The following is a 19,085-nucleotide window of genomic DNA, read 5'->3' as shown; positions in this document are numbered from 1 at the left end:
TTACTGTCACTCCTAACCAATGGATTCAAAGAGATCTATGATTCTCTCCAATTCATCCTTGGAATAATACTCAATTTCAATTTTACCTTTGTCATTTTTCTTTCGGTGGATCTGTACTCTGGTGCCCATGATACTCTTCATTTTTTCTTCCAGACTCTCGTAGATTGCATCTTCCGCAGAGCTGAATTTACTCTTTTTCTCTGTTTTCGGTGGCTCCAGCATGCGTTTGACAAGTGCTTCTGTCTCTCGAACACTTAATTTCTCGTCGAAAACTTTCATCGCAACAGATTCCTGTTTTTCTTTGTCTGATATTGCAAGGATTGCACGTGCATGTCCGGCAGTTATCATCTCATCGATCAACATCTGCTGCACTTTTTCACTGAGTTTAAGAAGTCTCATAGCATTTGTTACAGCAGTTCTGCTTTTGCCTACACGCTCTGCGATTTCATCTTGTTTAAGGTGAAATTCATCAATCAGGCGTTTATATGCCATTGCTTCTTCGACCGGATTTAAATCTTCCCGCTGAATATTCTCAATCAGGGAAATTTCTACTAATTCCTGTTCAGAAAAGTCTTTTACAATTACAGGAACTTCTTTGAGTCCGGCAAGTTTTGCTGCTCTCCAGCGTCTTTCTCCTGCAATTATTTCATAATAATCCTTTTTATCGGATACAAGCAGCGGCTGGAGAACTCCATACTGTTTAATGGACTCAGATAGTTCTAACAACGCATCTTCATCGAACTGTTTACGAGGCTGATTTACATTAGGCTCTACGCTTGATATTTTTACTATCATTGCTGTTTTTTTATGCCCTGCTGTATTGCTTTTTTCCTTCGTACCAGTTGTTTCTTTTTCAGTTGCTACAGTTTTATTTTCTGTTTTAGCTGTTGTTTTTTTTACAGGTTCTTTGACAGCAGACTTCTTTTCCGGAAACAGTGCATCTAAACCTCTGCCAAGACCGTTCTTTCTGCCTGCCATTAATTATCCTCCCTGTTGATCACTTCTTCAGCTAAAAGTCTGTAGCTCTCTGCTCCCGCTGATTTTGGATCATAAATTGTTATCGGCTGTCCATAACTTGGTGCCTCTGCTAATCTTACATTTCTCGGAATAATCGTTTTGTATATATTCTGATTAAGATTTTCCTTTACGTTCTCCACAACCTGCAGAGACAGATTTGTTCTGGCATCATACATTGTGAATACGACACCTTCCATTTTCAGACGCTTGTTTAATCTGTCTTTTACCAGATCAATCGTATGGATTAACTGCGAAAGTCCTTCCAATGCATAGTACTCGCACTGAATAGGCACTAATACTGATGTTGCTGCAGTCAACGCATTAATTGTCAGCATATTTAGTGATGGCGGACAATCAAGTATTATGTAGTCGTATTTGCGTCGAAGCTTATCTGTAATTCCTTTTAATATAAATTCTTTATTATCGATGCCTACTAATTCGATTTCTGCACCGGAAAGATTAACATTAGATGGAATCAGGTCTACGTTTTCGACAACATTTTTTATAATCGTATCTTTCGTCTCGGCTTCTCCAAGGAGAAGTTCATACAATGTATTTTCTACAGAATTCTTGTCAACTCCAAGTCCACTGGTTGTATTACCCTGTGGATCTATATCAATTGTAAGAACCTTCTTTCCCTTTTCTGCCAGACAGGCCGAAAGATTAATTGCAGTTGTTGATTTACCAACTCCGCCTTTCTGATTTGCAACTGCTATAATTCTTCCCAACTTCATTCCTCCTTTATGAGGTTTTATTTGTCATTGTGCGTATTGCAGATTTATTATAACACTTTTATTTTAATCCCGCCACATAATGTTTCACGTGAAACATAAAAAAACAAATAAATTTTTTTTAAAAAATTGTTTAGTTTGTATGGCTCATGATTTTCTTGTAAAATCAATGTCCTCGCAGTATAATATCTTTATATATGTTTAGTGTTTTTTATAGCAATTCTAGAAAATAATGCAAATAAGACAGTTCAGCAGAGTGCGAAGGACAAGAAAGATATCTGCAGGCGTGCTGACACAGGACTTCACGCTCTGACGGGCTGAATTAATTGCAGTATTTTATGAAACTGCTATAGTTACTGTTACATACTATTTTGTCATAAAATATATTCCTTAAAATAAGGTATGCAGTAACGTTTTAAACATTTGCTATGCTTAATAAAGGAGGCTGAAAATGAACAGAAACAAACATAAATTTCTTACATTTGCTGCTCTGATGACTGGTGCAACTGTTACAGTCCATCTGATCAACCGCACTGTTGCTGCTGCCGCACAGCTTAAACAGATGCTTCATATTTCTGATGATAATTACTTTGAATGGCGTTTTGGCAATATTTACTATACAAAAAAAGGAACCGGCTCACCAATTTTATTAATTCATGATGCTTTACCAGGAGCTTCCGGATATGAATGGAGCAAAATTGAAGATGAACTGGCAGTTGACCATACCGTATTTACTGTTGATCTTTTAGGTTGTGGACGCTCCGATAAATCCAGCATCACATATACCAATTTTGTATATGTACAGATGATCTGTGACTTTATCCGGAAAATTATCGGAGAAAAAACAGATGTAATTGCCAGTGGATTTTCCAGTTCCTTTGTTGTAATGGCCTGTCATAATGAGAAAGAGCTCTTTAACAAAATCATGCTGGTTAACCCTCCAAGCTTTACTCAGTTAAGGCATATGCCAACAAGAAAAGACCACTTATTAAAACTTGCTCTGGAGGTTCCAATTTTTGGAACATTGATTTACCATATGATCGTTTCACGTGATAATGTATGTAATTTGTTTATAGAGAAAATATATTACAATCCGTTTCATGTGGATTCTCAGATGACAGATGCATATTATGAGGCAGCACATAAGGGCGGATGTTATACGAAATATCTGTACTCCAGCTTGGCTTCCAAATACATGAATATTAACATCAGTCATGCTGTCAAGGCGTTAGATAACAGTATTTATATCGTTGAGGGAGAAGCAGAACCAAATGCAAAGTCCATCACAGATGAATATTGTTCTTGTAACCCGGCTATAGAAATTTCTACACTGACTGGTACTAAGCATCTTCCTCATGTTGAAAAACCAGAAAACTTTCTCGAACAGGTTAAAATCTTCTTTTAGTGGCAAATTAGAACATATTTGAAAAAGGCGTTCTGCAAAATGTGCGCCACGATTTGTGGGAATGATTTTTCAGTCACACCTTATCGTATAAAAAACATAAGAAAACAAAGCTATTCCATATAAGTTATGAAACAGCTCTTATAAAGCGAAAGCGGCCCTATAAAGTTGTTCTCAAACACAAAAAGCTTCGACACACAGATTTATTTCTATGTATCGAAGCTTTTTTATAGCAATTCCAGAAAATAATGGAATTGCTATGGTCTTTATTTACATTTTCTTACTCTTCTGTATCGCTTTCAGATGTATCTGTTGTATCAGATGCACTCGCGGACTTTGAATCATCATCAGTTACTGCATCACTATTATCGGATGTTTCTGTTTCACTATCAGTTTCAACATCTGCTAATGTTGTTTCATCTGATTCCACTTCGTCTGAATCTATTTTAGTCTCATCCTTCTCAACGCCTGCGACTGACTCGAATGCTGAAAATAACTCTTTTACATTCATTTTGTTTACAAGATATACCTTGTTATCTACTACTGCTGCATAGTAGTTTGTATCATAACTGTAGTAGGAAACTTCCAGCGTGTCTCCGTCTTCTTCTGTAAATGTTACTGTCAGTTCTGCATCTCCATCCGGATCATATTTTTCCGTAAGGCATTTCTGTGCTGCCATGTTGATCAGTTTATTATAGAATGTTGTAAATGTTGTTTCATCCAGATCCGCGCCGTCAAGTTTATACGTTACTGTTTCTGTATCATTTCCATCTTCGTCTGTTGATGTTTCACGTGAAGCATTTACCTTATAATCTGTTCCCTGATAATTTACTTTTAAGCTTGCAAGGCTGTTTACAGATACATAACTTACTGTCATATCCCAGAAATCTTCTTCTGTTTTATCTGTAAGTGCAGACAGTGTTTCTTCCGACATAGTGTAGACTTCATTACTGTCATTTACCATGACATATCTGTTACTGTCATCAGCTTCGTTACCAACCAGAATTGTAAGCTGTTTATCTACCATCTCTGTCTTTTTCTCATCTGTCGAATCTTCATTATCTGATGAATCGTCTGCATCCGATGCCTCAGCACTATCTTCTGATTCGCTTGCAGATTCCTGCGTATCTTCACTTGTATCTGTCGTTTCTGCTTCTTCCTGATAATCTACGGTGATTGTCGAATACGGTTTATCCAGTCCATATTTGCTCTTATCTTCGCATTTATAATCTGCCATGGAATTATAAGCCATGCTTCCAAAAGAAGATACCAGAGAACTTACTGTAGCTGAATCTGCCTTATCCTCTTCTCCATTAGCACTTACTGACCATACGCTGGTATCCGCATCCTTTTTTAATTCATAGGAATTATTTCCGTCTGCAGAAATCTTAGTGATTGTATCTGTGCCGGAGATTGCCGGGAAGTCTTCCATCTGTGCGTAATCATATAATGTCTTTGTAAATGGTTCTACGCAGGAAGAATCTACCAGATAAACTGTTTTCTCATCATCATCTTTTCTTACATAATACTGGCTTGTAGATGAATTCTCATCTCCTACATATAATGTAGTTGTTGTATCATCACCGTCTTCATCCTCTGATTTCGTCACAATCTTAATTGTATTTGCCGGAGAATCCAAACCATACTCTGCAAGGTCATCTACATCTTCCAAAACTCTGCCTGACTCTACGGAAGTAACCGATGACGCAGCACTGTCCAAAGTACTCTGATTTACCGGAAAGTCTGTATCATCTTTTTTTACCCAGCTATCATCTTTTTTTTCAAATGTTGTTTCTGTATCATCAACCATGAAAGCCAGAGATTTAATGTCGTCAGCAGAAGCAGTAAATACAGAGGTGCTTTCTTCGGATTCCTCTTCTGATTCTTTCTGTTCCTGGTGGGATACGTAGGTTTTTACGCCTGCGTATGCCCCACAGCAAACTGCAAGAACTGCAACTGCAAGAATCATTTTTACAGTTTTATTCTTCATTTAAGCTTTTCTCCTCTTCATCCAGACTACCAAACCTACAACCAGGAAGAATCCAGGAATCAGACCGATCGTACAGATTTTCCAGAATGCAGCATCATAATCTGTAAGTGTCAGATAAGATACGGACAGGCTCTTTGACGGAATAGATACGGTTGCGCTGTCTTCTGTATCAGTCATCCATTTCAGTGATTCAATGATCAGCTTTTCATTTCCGCCTGATACCATCTGATTAACCTGTGATTCCATTAGATTAGAAGTAGAATAATAAACAATCTGAGTTTCTTTGTCATCATCCAGAGTTTCTGTAATGCTCACTCCCAGATCAAATGGCCCTTCTTCATCGCCATCTTCTTTCTCTAATGTATCACTGTTAAGATCTGTCTTTGAGTATGCCTGATCAGAAGTTGTTAAGATACTGTTGATCGTTACAGTGTCTCTCACATCATCCATCTTCTTGATTCCCTGTGCATATGGTGCAAGTACATAATATCCGCCGGAGGCTGTCTCAGAACTTGCATCTGTACTGTTTACAGTCGGAACCAGATAATATGGCATCTGCATTGCATAATGCTGGCTGTCACCCTCAAATACAATTCCTGCTTCTCTCTGAACACCATAATTTTCAAGAACTGCATCAAAGTTTGGCAGATCTTCTGTTGTATAATTAGAGAAGATCATTGCTTTTCCACCATTTTCAAGATAATCGATAATGGCATTTTTTTCATCTTCAGAGATATCTGTAGATGGAGAATCAATAAACAGACAATCTGCATCATCCGGAACACTGCTTTCTGTAAGAAGATTCAGTGACTGAATATCCATGTTTGCTTTTTCGATGTCTTCTTTGATAGAAGAATCCATCTCTTTTTCTCCATGTCCTTCCAATGTGTAAAGAACCGGAAGATCTTCAGAAGTTACATATCCGATAGCACTTGTGATCTGACCTTCGCCATCAAAACCAGTTGTCTGATAACTGTATGTCTGATAATCCATTGTACTTTCATAGATATTGTTATAATCAATAACTTTGTTTCGATCTCCGCATACCACAATAAGACTATTTGCAGAAAGATCATCGCTTGTATACTCGGCTACAAATTTAGGATTTACTACCGGGTCTTTCTGTTCTACTTTAATATGTTTGGATTCATCTTCATATTTCTTAAGAAGATTCGTGATATTTTCATCTTCTGAACCGCTCTGTGCAATCTGATAAATCGTTACATCCTTATCCAGATCTTTCAGCATTGCCTTAGTATCGTCGCCGATACTGTAAAGCTTCTCACTGCTGATATCGATCTCTGAGTATTTGGATGGAATCGCACTTACAATCATATTTATCACAACTACAACTGCAATAAATATTACTGACATTACCATTGTATAGGAACCGTTTTTAATATGTTTCTTGCTGACAGTTCCAATCAATTTCTTTTTATCAAACTTCGTATGTTTACTGTTTTTCATTTTTTCTTTCAGCTTCATTTCCCTTCACCTCCCCACTAATTCCAACGTCTCTTCAGAATAGACTGTGTTGTAAGGAACAAGCATACTGCGATCACTGAAAGAAAATATACAATTCCTTTTATGTCAAAAATGTTACTCGTGAAATTATCAAAATGTCCACTCAGGTTGAATACATCCAGAACTTTCTGAATTCCGCCTTCAAAAATACTGGATTTTACTACATAAATGATTACAAGTATTACTTCTCCGATCACTCCGATCACTGCTGAGATCAGAACATTCTTAATCATTGTATAAATAATAATCGCTGCTGCCAGAATCAGTAATCCAAATGCTACACATGTAGACATTGATGTCTGAGAGAAAAATGAAGAAATACCATTCATCATGTAGAAGGCAAATAAAAGGACAAATGTAAGTACTGCCGCAATTACCTGGCTTTCAGTTAATGCTGACATAAATACACCGATTGCAATATTTGCACATCCAAGAAGGAAAAATCCAAGAACTGCTGTATAAGCAGATGCAAAGGATACTGTACCAAACTTAGACATAATCAGTGGATAAGCACACATAACTGCCATAGGAATGGCATATACCGTTACCAATGCAAGATATTTACCTATTACAATACCACCTACAGAAACCGGTGATGTCAAAAGCAGCTGGTCTGTTTTCTGTTTTCTTTCTTCTGCCAGTACACGCATCGTCAGGATTGGCACTCCAATAAGGAACACAAAGGTAATGGCACTTAATGTATATTCAAATTTAGGATATGCTGCTGAAAGCTGATATGCAGAAAAATAAATACCTGCCAGTACAAGGATAAAAAAGATAAACAAATATCCTACCATGGATGTTAGGTAGCTTTTCAGCTCTCTTTTATAAATAGCTGTCATGATTATTTTTCTCCCCCTTCATCATTTTTCTGTGATTCTGTTGATGTCTGTTCCACGTTTACAGCTTCCGTTTTAGCTTCTGCTGTTTCCTGGCTTTCAGAGCTCTTCTGGTCTGTATCATCTTCACTTGCAGATGCCGGTTTCTCAGATGCTGTAAGTTCAAGGAATATTTCCTCAAGAGATACTTTCTTGGACTTCATCTCATAAATTGGGCTGTTTATATCAGACATCTTGTAGAATACTTTTTCTCTGATATCATTATTCTCTTCTGTGGAAACCTTAGCGCTCCAGAGATTCTGTTTCTCATCCTTCTCAATAGTCACGCTGTTAACTCCTTCAATGCTTTCCAGAGCCTGTTTAATCTGTGATTTTTCACCTTTAATAAGCATTTCAAGAGTATTAGATCCTTCTGCCAGCTTTCCAAGGTTCTCCGGAGTATCACTGGCAACCAGTTTTCCATGGGAAATGATCAGCACGTAATCACACACCGCACTTACTTCAGATAAGATATGCGAGCTGAGGATTACTGTATGCTTCTTCTTTAAATCTTTGATGAGAGTACGGATTTCAATAATCTGTTTCGGGTCAAGTCCTACTGTCGGCTCATCCAGAATGATAACCTCCGGGTAGCCCATGATTGCTTCCGCCAGTCCAACTCTCTGTCTGTAGCCTTTTGACAGATTTTTGATCAGACGATTTCTCATATCAGAAATCTTTACCATATCCATGACTTCTTCTATCATGGTTGCTTTTTTGTCTTTTGGAATTTTTTTGAGATCAGCCACGAATTTCATATATTCCAGAACGGTCATATCAAAATAGAGTGGCGGCTGTTCTGGCAGATAACCGATACATTTCTTCGCTGCTTCCGGTTCTTCAAGGATATCGTGTCCGTCAATCCTGACGGTTCCTTCTGTGGATGCAATGTATCCTGTTATCATATTCATTGTGGTGGATTTGCCTGCACCGTTTGGTCCAAGGAATCCATAGATTTTACCTTTCTCGATTTTAAAAGAAAGGTGGTCAACTGCCGTATGGTCGCCATATCGTTTGACCAGATTGTTTACTTCAATCAATGTGTTCTCCTCCTTTTATTTAAATGCCGCAAATTCGTCCTGGTGTGTTTGAAAAAGACTTTCCGCAGAAATGATTTTCCAAACACGCTCTGGCTTCAGGATTAATATAGAAAATGTCCTCAGGCGAAACAGAGAATGGGGGAACCCGAGGACATCTCTATAAGAACAGTTTATGATGAAGTTGTGATGAAATTAGGATAAAAGTGTGATTATTTTGTGATGTTTGTGTGAGATAATGGTTCTTTCAGCGGAGTTCCTGCTTTACGCGGATATTTACCCGGAGTTGGTTTCTTCTTATCTATAATGACAAGAGAACGGTCAATTTCCGAATCAGGAAGCTGGAAATATGTGATATCTCTTAACTGTCCGCCAAGGATTTTGATTGCTTTTTCAGCCTCTGTTGCTTCTTCCTGTACAGTTCCTGATTTATAGGAAATAAATGTTCCACCTGTCTTTACATATGGAAGGCAATATTCTGACAGCGTTGCAAGATTTGATACTGCTCTGGATACGCAGAGGTCATATTTCTCACGATATTCCTTGTTCTTCGCATACTCTTCGGCTCTTCCATGAATTGCCTTAATTCCTTCCAATCCGAGAAGCGTAAAGCTTTCCTCCAGAAAATTCACTCTCTTCTTCAGGGAATCCAGCAGGCAGGCTTCCAGATGCGGGAATGCAATCTTTAACGGTACTCCTGGGAATCCTGCTCCTGTACCAATATCCATGATTGTTTTTACTTTTGTCATATCAATCGCTTTTACGCAGGACAGGCTGTCGAGAAAATGCTTTGTCAGCACTTCCTCGAATTCTGTAATTCCTGTCAGATTCATAACTTTATTCTTCTCTACCAGAAATTCATAGAACTGAATAAACTGATCTTTCTTTTTCTGACTCAGTTCTATTCCCAGCTCTTTACATCCGTTTTCCAATGTCGACAGATTATATGGCATGGTATTTTTCTCCTTTTTATACTTATTTCTAATTCTCTAATCGTTGTTTTTTCAACTTATAACTGATTTTTCTTTTTTATTTCGGTATTTCAGATTTTGAGTTTCCCTGCTATTTTATTAGCTTTTCTCTCAACTTTCTATTTTTCTTTTTGTTATTTTTTTGGGATTTTTAATGTTCTTTTCTGTTCTTTTTCTACCTGACTCTGCATATTTCAGTGTTGTTTTTTGTACTTTTAAATCGTTTTTTGGTGGTCAAAGAGTCCTTTATTCAGTTCTTTTATATCGTAAAATATGCTTGCTTTTTCATATTTTCACATGTATAAGTACATTAAATAGTGCTTATCGTGTCTTATCTTGCACTTGAAAGATATACCAGTAAAACAGATATATCTGCTGGCGATACCCCTGAAATTCGGGAGGCCTGTCCGATAGAAATCGGTCTGTATGCCTCCAGCTTCTGGCGGGCTTCGATTCTCAGACTGCCGACTTTCTCATAATCAAGATCCACTGGGATTTTCTTTGCTTCCAGTTTCTTAAACTGTTCTACCTGCTTTAACTGTCTGCGGATATATCCATCATACTTGATGTTAATATCAACCTGTTCCTGTACATCCCATGGAAGTTCTGAACGTTCTTTGTCAAGCGGTTTAATTGCTTCATAGGAAAGTTCCGGACGGCGGATCAGTTCTGCCAGTGTTGTTCCTGACTTCAATGGAGTACTGTTGTAGCTTTCCAGAAGTGCCTGAACCTCTTTATTTGCACCGATATTTGTATGTTCTACTCTTTCAATTTCTTTCTTAATCTGTTCTTCTTTTGTAAGAATCTTCTGATATTCTTCCTCGCTGATAAGACCTACCTGGTAGCCCTTCTTACGAAGTCTCAGATCTGCATTATCCTGACGGAGAAGAAGTCTGTACTCTGCTCTGCTGGTCATCATACGGTATGGTTCATGGTTCTCCTTTGTTACCAGATCGTCAATCAGGACACCGATATACGCCTCTGAACGATCCAGAATCAACTGTTCTTGGCCTTTAACTTCCATAGCCGCATTAATTCCGGCAATCAGTCCCTGAGCCGCCGCTTCCTCATATCCGGAGCTTCCGTTAAACTGTCCGCCGCTGAATAAACCTTTAATTTTCTTGAATTCCAGTGTTGGATATAGCTGGCGCGGATTAATGCAATCGTACTCAATGGCATATGCATTTTTGACGATTTTGGCATGTTCAAGTCCCGGTACAGAGTGATACATTTCCTCCTGTACATCCTCTGGAAGTGAGCTAGACATTCCGCCGATATACATTTCATTTGTATAAAGTCCCTCCGGCTCAATAAACACCTGGTGTCGGTTTTTATCAGCAAAACGCACTACCTTATCTTCGATAGATGGGCAGTAACGTGGTCCTGTTCCCTCGATCATTCCTGAATATAGCGGAGAACGATCCAGGTTTGCGCGGATAATCTCATGTGTTTTCTCATTGGTGTATGTTAGCCAGCATGATTTCTGTTCGATCTGAACATCTTCCGGGTTGGTTGAAAAAGAAAACGGAACAACCCTCTCATCTCCGAATTGCTCTTCCATTTTGCTGTAGTCAATGGTATTTCCAGCAATACGTGCCGGCGTTCCTGTTTTAAAACGGAACATTTCGATTCCCAGTTCTTTCAGAGAATCTGTAAGATAATTGGCAGCCTGGAGTCCGTTCGGACCTGTGTAGTTGCTTACATCGCCGTAGATACATCTTGCTTTCAGGTAGGTTCCTGTACAGAGAACGACTGCCTTACAATTATAAATAGCACCTGAATAAGTTTTTACGCCTTTAATCTTTCCATCTTCAACCAGAAGCTTTGTTACTTCACCCTGCTTAATAGTAAGGTTCGGATTATTTTCCAATGTCTTTCTCATCTCATTGCTGTATGCCTGTTTATCTGCCTGTGCACGCAGGGAATGAACCGCAGGTCCTTTGGAGCAGTTGAGCATTTTTGACTGAATAAATGTTTTATCAATATTCTTTCCCATTTCACCGCCAAGAGCATCCAGTTCTCTTACCAGATGTCCTTTGGAACTGCCACCTATGTTTGGATTACATGGCATTAATGCGATACTATCTACGCTGACGGTAAACATAACTGTATTCAGACCAAGGCGCGCGCCTGCAAGTGCAGCCTCACATCCGGCGTGTCCGGCGCCGACTACAACGAGATCATAATCTTCTACTAAAGTTTTCATTTTATCTCCTTTATTTCCACTGTATAATCTACTATGGTACAATCTGCTAATCTATTATTAAAAATCGCCGAAGGCGATTTTTTTGCAAAATTTATTCTGTTACAATCATACTTCATCAATACTAATGATAATCTATCGGATACAATCAAGTCACTACTCGCTGCCAGATTCTTATCCACTATTTACCCATACAGAACTTACTGAAAATCTCATTAACCAGATCCTCACCCACTGATTCTCCGAGAATCTTTCCAAGATTTTCATATGCGTTCATCAGATCTATGGAGAAGAAATCCTCCGGCATTCCCATTTCTATACTGTTTCTGACCAGATCAAGGCTTTTGTCAGCTTCTTCCAATGCTGCTTTATGGCGGGCATTTGTGATGTATACTTCGTCATTAAAGGAAATCTCTCCACCAAAGAACATTTCTTTGATTTGTTCTTCCAGCTCTGTGATTCCTTTTTCCTCTTTTGCAGAAATCGGAATCACTGGGTGACCAGTCTTTTCTTTCAGAAGTTCTGGCTGGATCACTGGCTGAAGATCCGTTTTATTATACAGGATGATTGCTTTTTTGCCGGCAAGCATAGCCATGATTTCTTCGTCATTCTCGTCAAGCGGGACTGACGAATCCACAACATAAAGGATCAAGTCTGCTTTCTGTGCCATTTCTCTGGCTCTGTCTACACCGATTTTTTCCACAATATCCTTCGTCTCACGGATTCCGGCTGTGTCGATAATCTTCAGAGAGATTCCATGAAGTGTGATATATTCTTCAAGAATATCTCTTGTTGTTCCTGCAATATCAGTTACAATAGCGCGATTTTCTCCTATCAGAAGGTTCAGCAGAGAAGATTTTCCGGCATTTGGTTTCCCAAGAATAACCGTTTGGATTCCCTCCTGGATCATCTTTCCGTCGAAAGAGGTTTTCAACAATCGTTTCACTTCTTTCTGCTCGTTGTCCACAACTTCCAGAAGCTCCTGTGGATATCCATCCAGACTGATGTGTTCCGGATCATCCAATGCTGACTCAATGTATGCGATATGATAAATCAGTTTCTCTCTGATCTCGCGGATAGCTTTCTGTACAGAACCTCTTAACTGATCCATGGAACTGCGAAGTGCATATTCATTCTTTGCCTGAATGACATCCATAACCGCTTCGGCCTGGGACAGATCCATACGACCGTTCAGGAAAGCGCGCTTCGTAAATTCTCCTGGTTCTGCGATCTCTGCACCGTTTTTCAGCACTGTTTCCAGTACTCTCTGCATGGCAAATACACCGCCATGGCAGTCAATTTCTACTGTATCTTCCCCTGTGAAAGTTCTCGGTGCGTGCATGATCATCACCAGAACCTCATCCACCAGTTCCTCTCCATCATAAATATATCCATAATGAATAGTATGAGTCGGAACTTCTTTTATTTTTTTCTTTCCACCTTTTGATCTGTAGACACGGGAAATCACGTCCATGGCATTTTCACCACTGATGCGGACAATTCCAATTCCGGATGCACTCATAGCTGTGGAAATTGCTGCAATTGTTGTTTCCATTTTTTCCTCCTCACTTATTATTTAACACTGTCAAGCGGATATTCTCAATCCACTTTCGCTGCCTGCTCATAGCCGAATAGCATTTAGAAATTTTAAAATACAAACAGGATTACACAGGCAACCCTTAGCATCTTTTTCAAATCTTTATATAAATAACAGGATTATTATACCTATCGTTAATATCCCTGTTATTTATACAAAAACAAGTCCCACCTGGGAACTGCTACCGTTGGATAATTACTTATTTTCTACAATAAAAAATGTTACTCCAGGTAAAAGTGTACACGCAAAGTTACGTGTTATTCACGCTTTCACCTAGAATAACATTCTTTTTTAATATCTGCAATGAAACATGTGCTTCTACATACAGCTATTTATTTAATTTGTTACTGTTCAGTCGCCATTACACCTTGTGTAATAAACAGCAGATTAATTTCTTTTTAATTTTACCACTACATGGCGGTAAGGTTCTTCACCTTCACTGACAGTCTCAACGAATTTATTTCCCTGAAGAGCAGAGTGGATGATTCTTCTCTCATAAGGATTCATCGGCTCAAGAATTACCGGCTTGCGGGTCTTTCTTACCTTATAAGCGATACCTCTTGCAAGATTCTCAAGAGTCTCTTTACGGCGTTTGCGGTAATCTTCTGTATCAAGTTTTACACGAATGTAATTTGATTTTCCTTTATTTACCACAAGGCTTGTCAGATACTGAAGAGAATCCAGTGTCTGACCTCTCTTACCGATAAGGATTCCCATATCTTCGCCTTCGAAATCAACTTCCAGACTTCCATCTGTTGTATTATACTTAGATGTGATCTCTACTTCTCCAAGATTCATAGAAGCAAACACTTCGCTCAGGAATACCCTTGCTCTGTTTTCTACTTCTTTAATTTCTTCCGGATCTGTAATGATCTCAACAGGTTTTGCCGGTTTCATCGGTTTTGCTGCCTTTTCTCTGGCTGGTTTCTCTTTGATTTCTTTCGGTTCTCTTGGCTGTTTTTCTTTTACAGCTTTTTCCTTTACAGGCTTTGGCTGTCTTGGTTTCTCAGAAACAGCTTTTGGCTCTTTTGTTTCTTTCTTCACCGGTTTTACAGGTTCTGGTCTCTTTTCTTCAACCGGAGTCTCTTCCTTGAAGGAATCAAGTTTTACTGTCTCTACGATTTCCTTCATTTCTTCTTCCTCAGAAACCAGTTCAATCTTACGAACCTTTATCACTGCAGGTTTACTTCCGATTCCGAAGAATCCGTTGCTTCCTTCACTGATTACCTGAATCTCAAGCTGGTCACTGGATACGCCAAGCTCGATACATGCTTTTGTAATTGCTTCACTCTTTGTTTTCGCTGAAAACTGGATATAATCCTCCATGCCAACCCCTCCGTTCCTGACTACTTCTTCTTATTACGCTCTTCAAATGCTCTTACCATATTGGCTTTGGCAGTAATGCTGCCTGGTTTTGCATTTGCTGCGTTTTTGTAAGATTCTTCGACCTTCTTAGCTCTTATCTCGGCATCAGTATTGCTGCTGCCTTTTTCAACTTTATTGATATTCTTAACGCTCTGATGTGCCTGATTTGTGATTTTCTGAGGCGGAAGCCCTTCTTTTTCGCGCTTCTTTTCCATCTTCTTCATATTCTCATTGATCAGGTCATCAATCTGAATCTTATCCATTTGTCTGTTGATGACAAGCTGCTGTACACTTCGTACTGCCGCACTTGCTACCCAATAAATACCAAGACCTACAGGGAATGTGAAACAGAATACTGCTGACATCAGCGGCATTACCATGTTCATTGTCTTCATGGAGTTCATCATTGCATCCTGCTGTGCATCTCCACCCTGCTGTGCTGCCTGAGGCATCAGCTTTAAGTTAATCATCTGTGTAGCCCACGCAAGAATCGGAATCAGGATTGCAACGATTGCAATAAGAATAGAACCACCGACAAAAGCGGCTTTAATATAAGTCAAAGGCTGGTCTGCAATATTCAGTCCAAAGAAGTTCTGCACATGCGAAATCTCTTTTGCAGTACTGTTGAGTGTATCCGCAAATCCGGAAAACTGACTGGTCTCTGCAAGAGTTTTCCACTGAGAAGGAGATAGTGCATATAAAAAGTCTGTTACAGAATTGCTCGTGGCATTGCTACCATCCATAATAAGCTGAACTCTTGTCATCTTATTATCTGTGATGAACTGCTGCAGGATATCTGTATATCCGTTTACACCTGTAATGCTTGTAACTGCAGATGCAAGGATATCCTTTACGCTGCCTACATATGCCGGAATTTTGTAAATTACCTGGTATAATGCCATCAAAATAGGGAACTGGATTGCAAGCTGTACGCAGCTTCCTGTAGGAGATACACCGTATTTCTGATATACAGCCTGTGTCTCTTCCTGCATCTTCTGCATAGCTGCCGAATCGTTATTTTTTCCCTTATACTTCTTCTGAATCTTCTGAAGCTCCGGCTGCATGATCGCACTTAATTTAGAAAATTTCTGCTGTTTGATCTGCAGTGGAGTCATAAGAGTGTAAATAAGGATACTGAAGATGATAATGCAAAGACCGATATTCTGAATTCCAAATACATTCAGCAGTCTGTAGATACCATCCATGATCCATCCCATGACGGTCGCAAGCTGACCGATAATAGGAGTGCTGCTCTTTGTCGCTAAAATCATTTCCAAGTTCATTTCCTCCTAGAATCCATAAATGACAGGAGGTTCCTTCGATCGATCAATATTCAATTTTCAAGTACATTCCTGTCTTTACGGTACAGGGTCATAGCCTCCATGGGAAAAAGGATTACAGCGAAGTATCCTCCATGCCGCAAGAAGACCACCCTTTAATGCACCATATTTTTCGATTGCTTCTAAACCATATTGAGAACATGTGGGAATATAAGGACATTTTGTTCTCTTCATCGGTGACAAATACTTTTGATAGAGTTTAATTATTCTGATCAGAAACTTCTTTATCATTGTTCTTACCTGCTATGCAGTGCTTTCCCGCAAGATGCATCAGTGCACTTTCTATCTCATGATAGGTTCTGTCTTTTGCCTGGGGACGTGCAACTACTACAATATCCAAACCATTTTCAAATTCCGCTTCGTTTAACCGATAACTTTCTCTTATCAATCTGGTGAGTCTGTGGCGGACCACACTATTCCCTACTTTTTTACTTACTGATATTCCCAGACGATTCTTCATGTACTGATTTTTCAGTACGTACATCACCAGATACCGATTACCTTTTGATGTTCCATGTTTATATACTTTTTGAAAATCTTGATTTTTTTTTAAGGACTCTGATCTTTGCATAGAATCCCCTTTCATAATCTCTTTTTTAAGAGAAGAAAAGACCACATAACTGCGGTCTTATTCTTAGGCTGATAAATGCTTTCTTCCTTTTAATCTTCTGGCAGCTAATACTTTACGACCACCTTTTGTGCTCATGCGAGCTCTGAAGCCATGAACTTTCGCTCTAGATCTTTTTTTCGGCTGAAATGTCATTTTCATAGGTAAAGCACCTCCTTTATCTATTATCCATGTTAAATTTTGTAACTTTTTAAGTATGGCAAATGCCGGATTATTCGCTTCCTGCAGCCGCCAACTTTACTTATTAGAACATCATTTCAATTATATTCATAAAGGGTGATTTCGTCAAGTATTATTTGCAACAAAGATTTCTCTTGTTTTTCTGTCATTGTGGATAGTTTAATTGGTTTACGTAATATTATCCACAAGTTGTGGATAACTTGTGGATAACTTGTGGAATACCTGCATATCTTTCCACTTTATCCCCCTTGTTTTTACACATCTCCCAAAAATTCTCTTTTATTTTTGCGCTTTTTGACAGTGTATAAAATTATACACATTTTTTTCCTATATTCAAGTGGATCGTGTCGCATTATGGTAACTAAAATGGGCTTTTCCACTGTTATCCACACTAATCCACATAAAAATTGGGGATAACTTTTTTCCACATTTCCATCAAATATACATTGCTAAAACAGGCATTTTATTATAATATATATAAGGATATTTATGTCTTTTTTAAAGAATACGGACAATGTCTGTGGAAAACAGGCTATCGCAATGACTTATACATTAATATAGAAGCAATTGTTACTGTTCACTACACGTTCAGTAATAAGTAATACGAACCGGGAGAACCAAAAATGAACAAAGTTGTGGAAAAATGGGATGAAATCCTGCAAATTGTCAAAACAGAGCATGATCTGTCTGACGTTTCTTTTAATACATGGCTAAAACCACTCACTGTTTTTGAAGTAGTCGACAACGTCGTTACTATTATCGTTCCATCTGAGCAGGTCGGTCTCAATTATATAAGTAAAAAGTACAAACTTCCTCTCCAGGTAACAATTAGTGAAGTTACCGGAATGGAAAACTGTGATATTAATTTTATATTACCGGAAGATGTTCCGAAAAGAGAGACAGTTTCTCCCAAAGCGCAGTCGCAGGACGCCCGCTGCGAAGAAGCTCATCTGAATCCGAAATACACTTTTGACACATTTGTAGTCGGAAGCAATAATAAATTCGCCCAGGCGGCAGCCCTTGCAGTTGCTGAATCTCCGGGAGATACCTACAATCCGCTGTTTATCTACGGTGGCGCAGGTCTGGGAAAGACTCACCTTATGCATTCTATTGCGCATTTTATCATTGATCATGATGAAAACAGTAAAGTACTTTATGTTACCAGCGAGGAATTTACTAATGAACTGATCGAAACAATCCGAAACGGAAATAACTCAGCAATGACTAAATTCCGCGAAAAATACAGAAATATTGATGTTCTTCTCGTCGATGATATTCAGTTTATTATAGGAAAGGAATCTACACAGGAAGAATTTTTCCATACTTTCAACAGTCTGCACAGTGCAAAAAAACAGATCATTATTTCATCAGATAAACCACCGAAAGATATGGAAATTCTGGAAGAACGTTTCCGTTCACGATTCGAATGGGGCCTGATCGCAGATATCACACTGCCGGATTACGAAACCCGAATGGCAATTCTTCATAAAAAAGAAGAAATGGATGGCTATGATATTAATGAAGAAGTAATCAAATACATCGCAAACAATATCAAATCCAATATTCGTGAGCTGGAAGGTGCGATCAACAAGGTTATGGCTTTCGCCAAACTTGAAAAGAAAGAAGTAACACTTGAACTTGCTGAACAGGCGCTTAAAGATATCATTTCACCTGACGAAAAGAAAGTGATCACACCGGAATATATTATTTCCATGGTTGCAGAACACTTTGATGTTACAGTTGAAGACCTCTCCGGAAATAAACGTAACTCCAAAATTGTAACCCCTCGTCAGATTGCAATGTATTTATGCAGGGAAATTATTTCCACACCATTGAAATCTATCGGAAAATCTCTTGGTAATCGTGACCATACTACCATTATGCACGGAATCGACAAGATTGAAAAAGAGATTTCCAACGACGAAAATTTAAAAAATACTATCGAAACCTTAAAGAAAAAGATTAATCCACAGGGATGAGGATATCTGACTGTATAAACTGTGTATAAGATGTTGATTATATGTGGATAAATGTGTATAACTTTCTGCCCCTTTTTTGGCGAATCAGTTATACACAAGTTATTCACATGCTTTAAGTGCCTCTATACACGAAGTTATCCATATTCGAAACCCTTGAAACATCAACATAATATTGAGTTTTTCACATATTCACATCCCCTACGACGGCGACGACGGATTCCTTTTATACATTTATCTATAAAA

At 38.7% G+C, this 19,085-nt stretch carries 16 protein-coding genes; 2 read left to right on the top strand and 14 right to left on the bottom strand.

Features of this window, described 5'->3' with window-relative positions:
• Window positions 1-12: 12 nt before the first annotated feature.
• Together ACTNC0_RS15220 and ACTNC0_RS15215 are read right to left on the bottom strand one after the other, a co-directional pair.
• Complete coding sequence (locus ACTNC0_RS15220; RefSeq protein ID WP_441088039.1) at window positions 13-978, bottom strand: ParB/RepB/Spo0J family partition protein; 966 nt, start codon at window positions 976-978, stop codon at window positions 13-15.
• Window positions 978-1,745 carry a ParA family protein gene (locus ACTNC0_RS15215; RefSeq protein ID WP_117676583.1) on the bottom strand — a complete coding sequence of 256 codons (768 nt, stop codon included), beginning with the start codon at window positions 1,743-1,745 and terminating at the stop codon, window positions 978-980. The genes ACTNC0_RS15220 and ACTNC0_RS15215 overlap by 1 nt, the downstream gene beginning before the upstream one ends.
• A gap of 454 nt (window positions 1,746-2,199) precedes the next feature.
• On the opposite strand from ACTNC0_RS15215, the gene ACTNC0_RS15210 reads away from it, so the two are divergent.
• Window positions 2,200-3,153: an alpha/beta fold hydrolase gene (locus ACTNC0_RS15210; protein WP_441088038.1), complete on the top strand. Its 954-nt coding sequence runs from the start codon at window positions 2,200-2,202 to the stop codon at window positions 3,151-3,153.
• A gap of 277 nt (window positions 3,154-3,430) precedes the next feature.
• Here ACTNC0_RS15210 and ACTNC0_RS15205 read toward each other — a convergent pair whose 3' ends face one another.
• The 12 genes from ACTNC0_RS15205 to rpmH all read right to left on the bottom strand — a co-directional run bounded on the left by ACTNC0_RS15205 (window position 3,431) and on the right by rpmH (window position 16,824).
• Complete coding sequence (locus ACTNC0_RS15205) at window positions 3,431-5,140, bottom strand: DUF4340 domain-containing protein (RefSeq protein ID WP_441088037.1); 1,710 nt, start codon at window positions 5,138-5,140, stop codon at window positions 3,431-3,433.
• The gene (locus ACTNC0_RS15200) at window positions 5,141-6,625 is read right to left on the bottom strand and encodes a GldG family protein (RefSeq protein ID WP_441088036.1); all 1,485 of its coding nucleotides are present in this window, start codon (window positions 6,623-6,625) and stop codon (window positions 5,141-5,143) included.
• Between the two features lie 17 nt (window positions 6,626-6,642).
• Window positions 6,643-7,506, bottom strand: coding sequence for an ABC transporter permease (locus tag ACTNC0_RS15195; RefSeq protein ID WP_441088035.1), 864 nt, complete (start codon window positions 7,504-7,506; stop codon window positions 6,643-6,645).
• Window positions 7,507-7,508: 2 nt separating this feature from the next.
• Entirely contained in the window at window positions 7,509-8,582 is a 1,074-nt protein-coding gene (locus ACTNC0_RS15190; protein ID WP_441088034.1) for an ABC transporter ATP-binding protein, read from the bottom strand.
• A 209-nt stretch (window positions 8,583-8,791) separates the two neighbouring features.
• The gene (gene rsmG / locus ACTNC0_RS15185; protein ID WP_441088033.1) at window positions 8,792-9,532 is read right to left on the bottom strand and encodes a 16S rRNA (guanine(527)-N(7))-methyltransferase RsmG; all 741 of its coding nucleotides are present in this window, start codon (window positions 9,530-9,532) and stop codon (window positions 8,792-8,794) included.
• Window positions 9,533-9,881: 349 nt separating this feature from the next.
• Window positions 9,882-11,756 carry a tRNA uridine-5-carboxymethylaminomethyl(34) synthesis enzyme MnmG gene (gene mnmG, locus ACTNC0_RS15180; protein WP_441088032.1) on the bottom strand — a complete coding sequence of 625 codons (1,875 nt, stop codon included), beginning with the start codon at window positions 11,754-11,756 and terminating at the stop codon, window positions 9,882-9,884.
• 178 nt (window positions 11,757-11,934) lie between these two features.
• Window positions 11,935-13,308, bottom strand: a complete 1,374-nt coding sequence (gene mnmE, locus ACTNC0_RS15175) for a tRNA uridine-5-carboxymethylaminomethyl(34) synthesis GTPase MnmE (protein ID WP_441088031.1) — start codon at window positions 13,306-13,308, stop codon at window positions 11,935-11,937.
• A 429-nt stretch (window positions 13,309-13,737) separates the two neighbouring features.
• Window positions 13,738-14,676 (bottom strand): RNA-binding cell elongation regulator Jag/EloR, encoded by a 939-nt coding sequence (jag, locus tag ACTNC0_RS15170; RefSeq protein WP_441088029.1) that lies wholly within the window; start codon window positions 14,674-14,676, stop codon window positions 13,738-13,740.
• A gap of 20 nt (window positions 14,677-14,696) precedes the next feature.
• The gene (locus tag ACTNC0_RS15165; protein ID WP_441088050.1) at window positions 14,697-15,986 is read right to left on the bottom strand and encodes a YidC/Oxa1 family membrane protein insertase; all 1,290 of its coding nucleotides are present in this window, start codon (window positions 15,984-15,986) and stop codon (window positions 14,697-14,699) included.
• Between the two features lie 87 nt (window positions 15,987-16,073).
• Window positions 16,074-16,286, bottom strand: coding sequence for a membrane protein insertion efficiency factor YidD (gene yidD, locus ACTNC0_RS15160; RefSeq protein WP_182430666.1), 213 nt, complete (start codon window positions 16,284-16,286; stop codon window positions 16,074-16,076).
• Window positions 16,255-16,626, bottom strand: a complete 372-nt coding sequence (rnpA, locus tag ACTNC0_RS15155) for a ribonuclease P protein component (RefSeq protein ID WP_117676616.1) — start codon at window positions 16,624-16,626, stop codon at window positions 16,255-16,257. Before rnpA ends, yidD begins: the two co-directional genes overlap by 32 nt.
• A gap of 63 nt (window positions 16,627-16,689) precedes the next feature.
• Window positions 16,690-16,824 carry a 50S ribosomal protein L34 gene (gene rpmH / locus ACTNC0_RS15150; RefSeq protein WP_008708004.1) on the bottom strand — a complete coding sequence of 45 codons (135 nt, stop codon included), beginning with the start codon at window positions 16,822-16,824 and terminating at the stop codon, window positions 16,690-16,692.
• A gap of 662 nt (window positions 16,825-17,486) precedes the next feature.
• Here rpmH and dnaA point away from each other — a divergent pair.
• Entirely contained in the window at window positions 17,487-18,842 is a 1,356-nt protein-coding gene (gene dnaA / locus ACTNC0_RS15145; RefSeq protein ID WP_117676574.1) for a chromosomal replication initiator protein DnaA, read from the top strand.
• The last annotated feature ends 243 nt before the right edge of the window (window positions 18,843-19,085 follow it).

This window comes from Blautia sp. HCP3S3_B11 (assembly GCF_052064435.1).
In the GTDB taxonomy this organism is placed as follows: Bacteria; Bacillota; Clostridia; order Lachnospirales; family Lachnospiraceae; genus Blautia_A.
The sequence above is the reverse complement of the archived record's forward strand: the minus strand, read 5'-3'. Positions and strand labels throughout refer to the sequence as shown.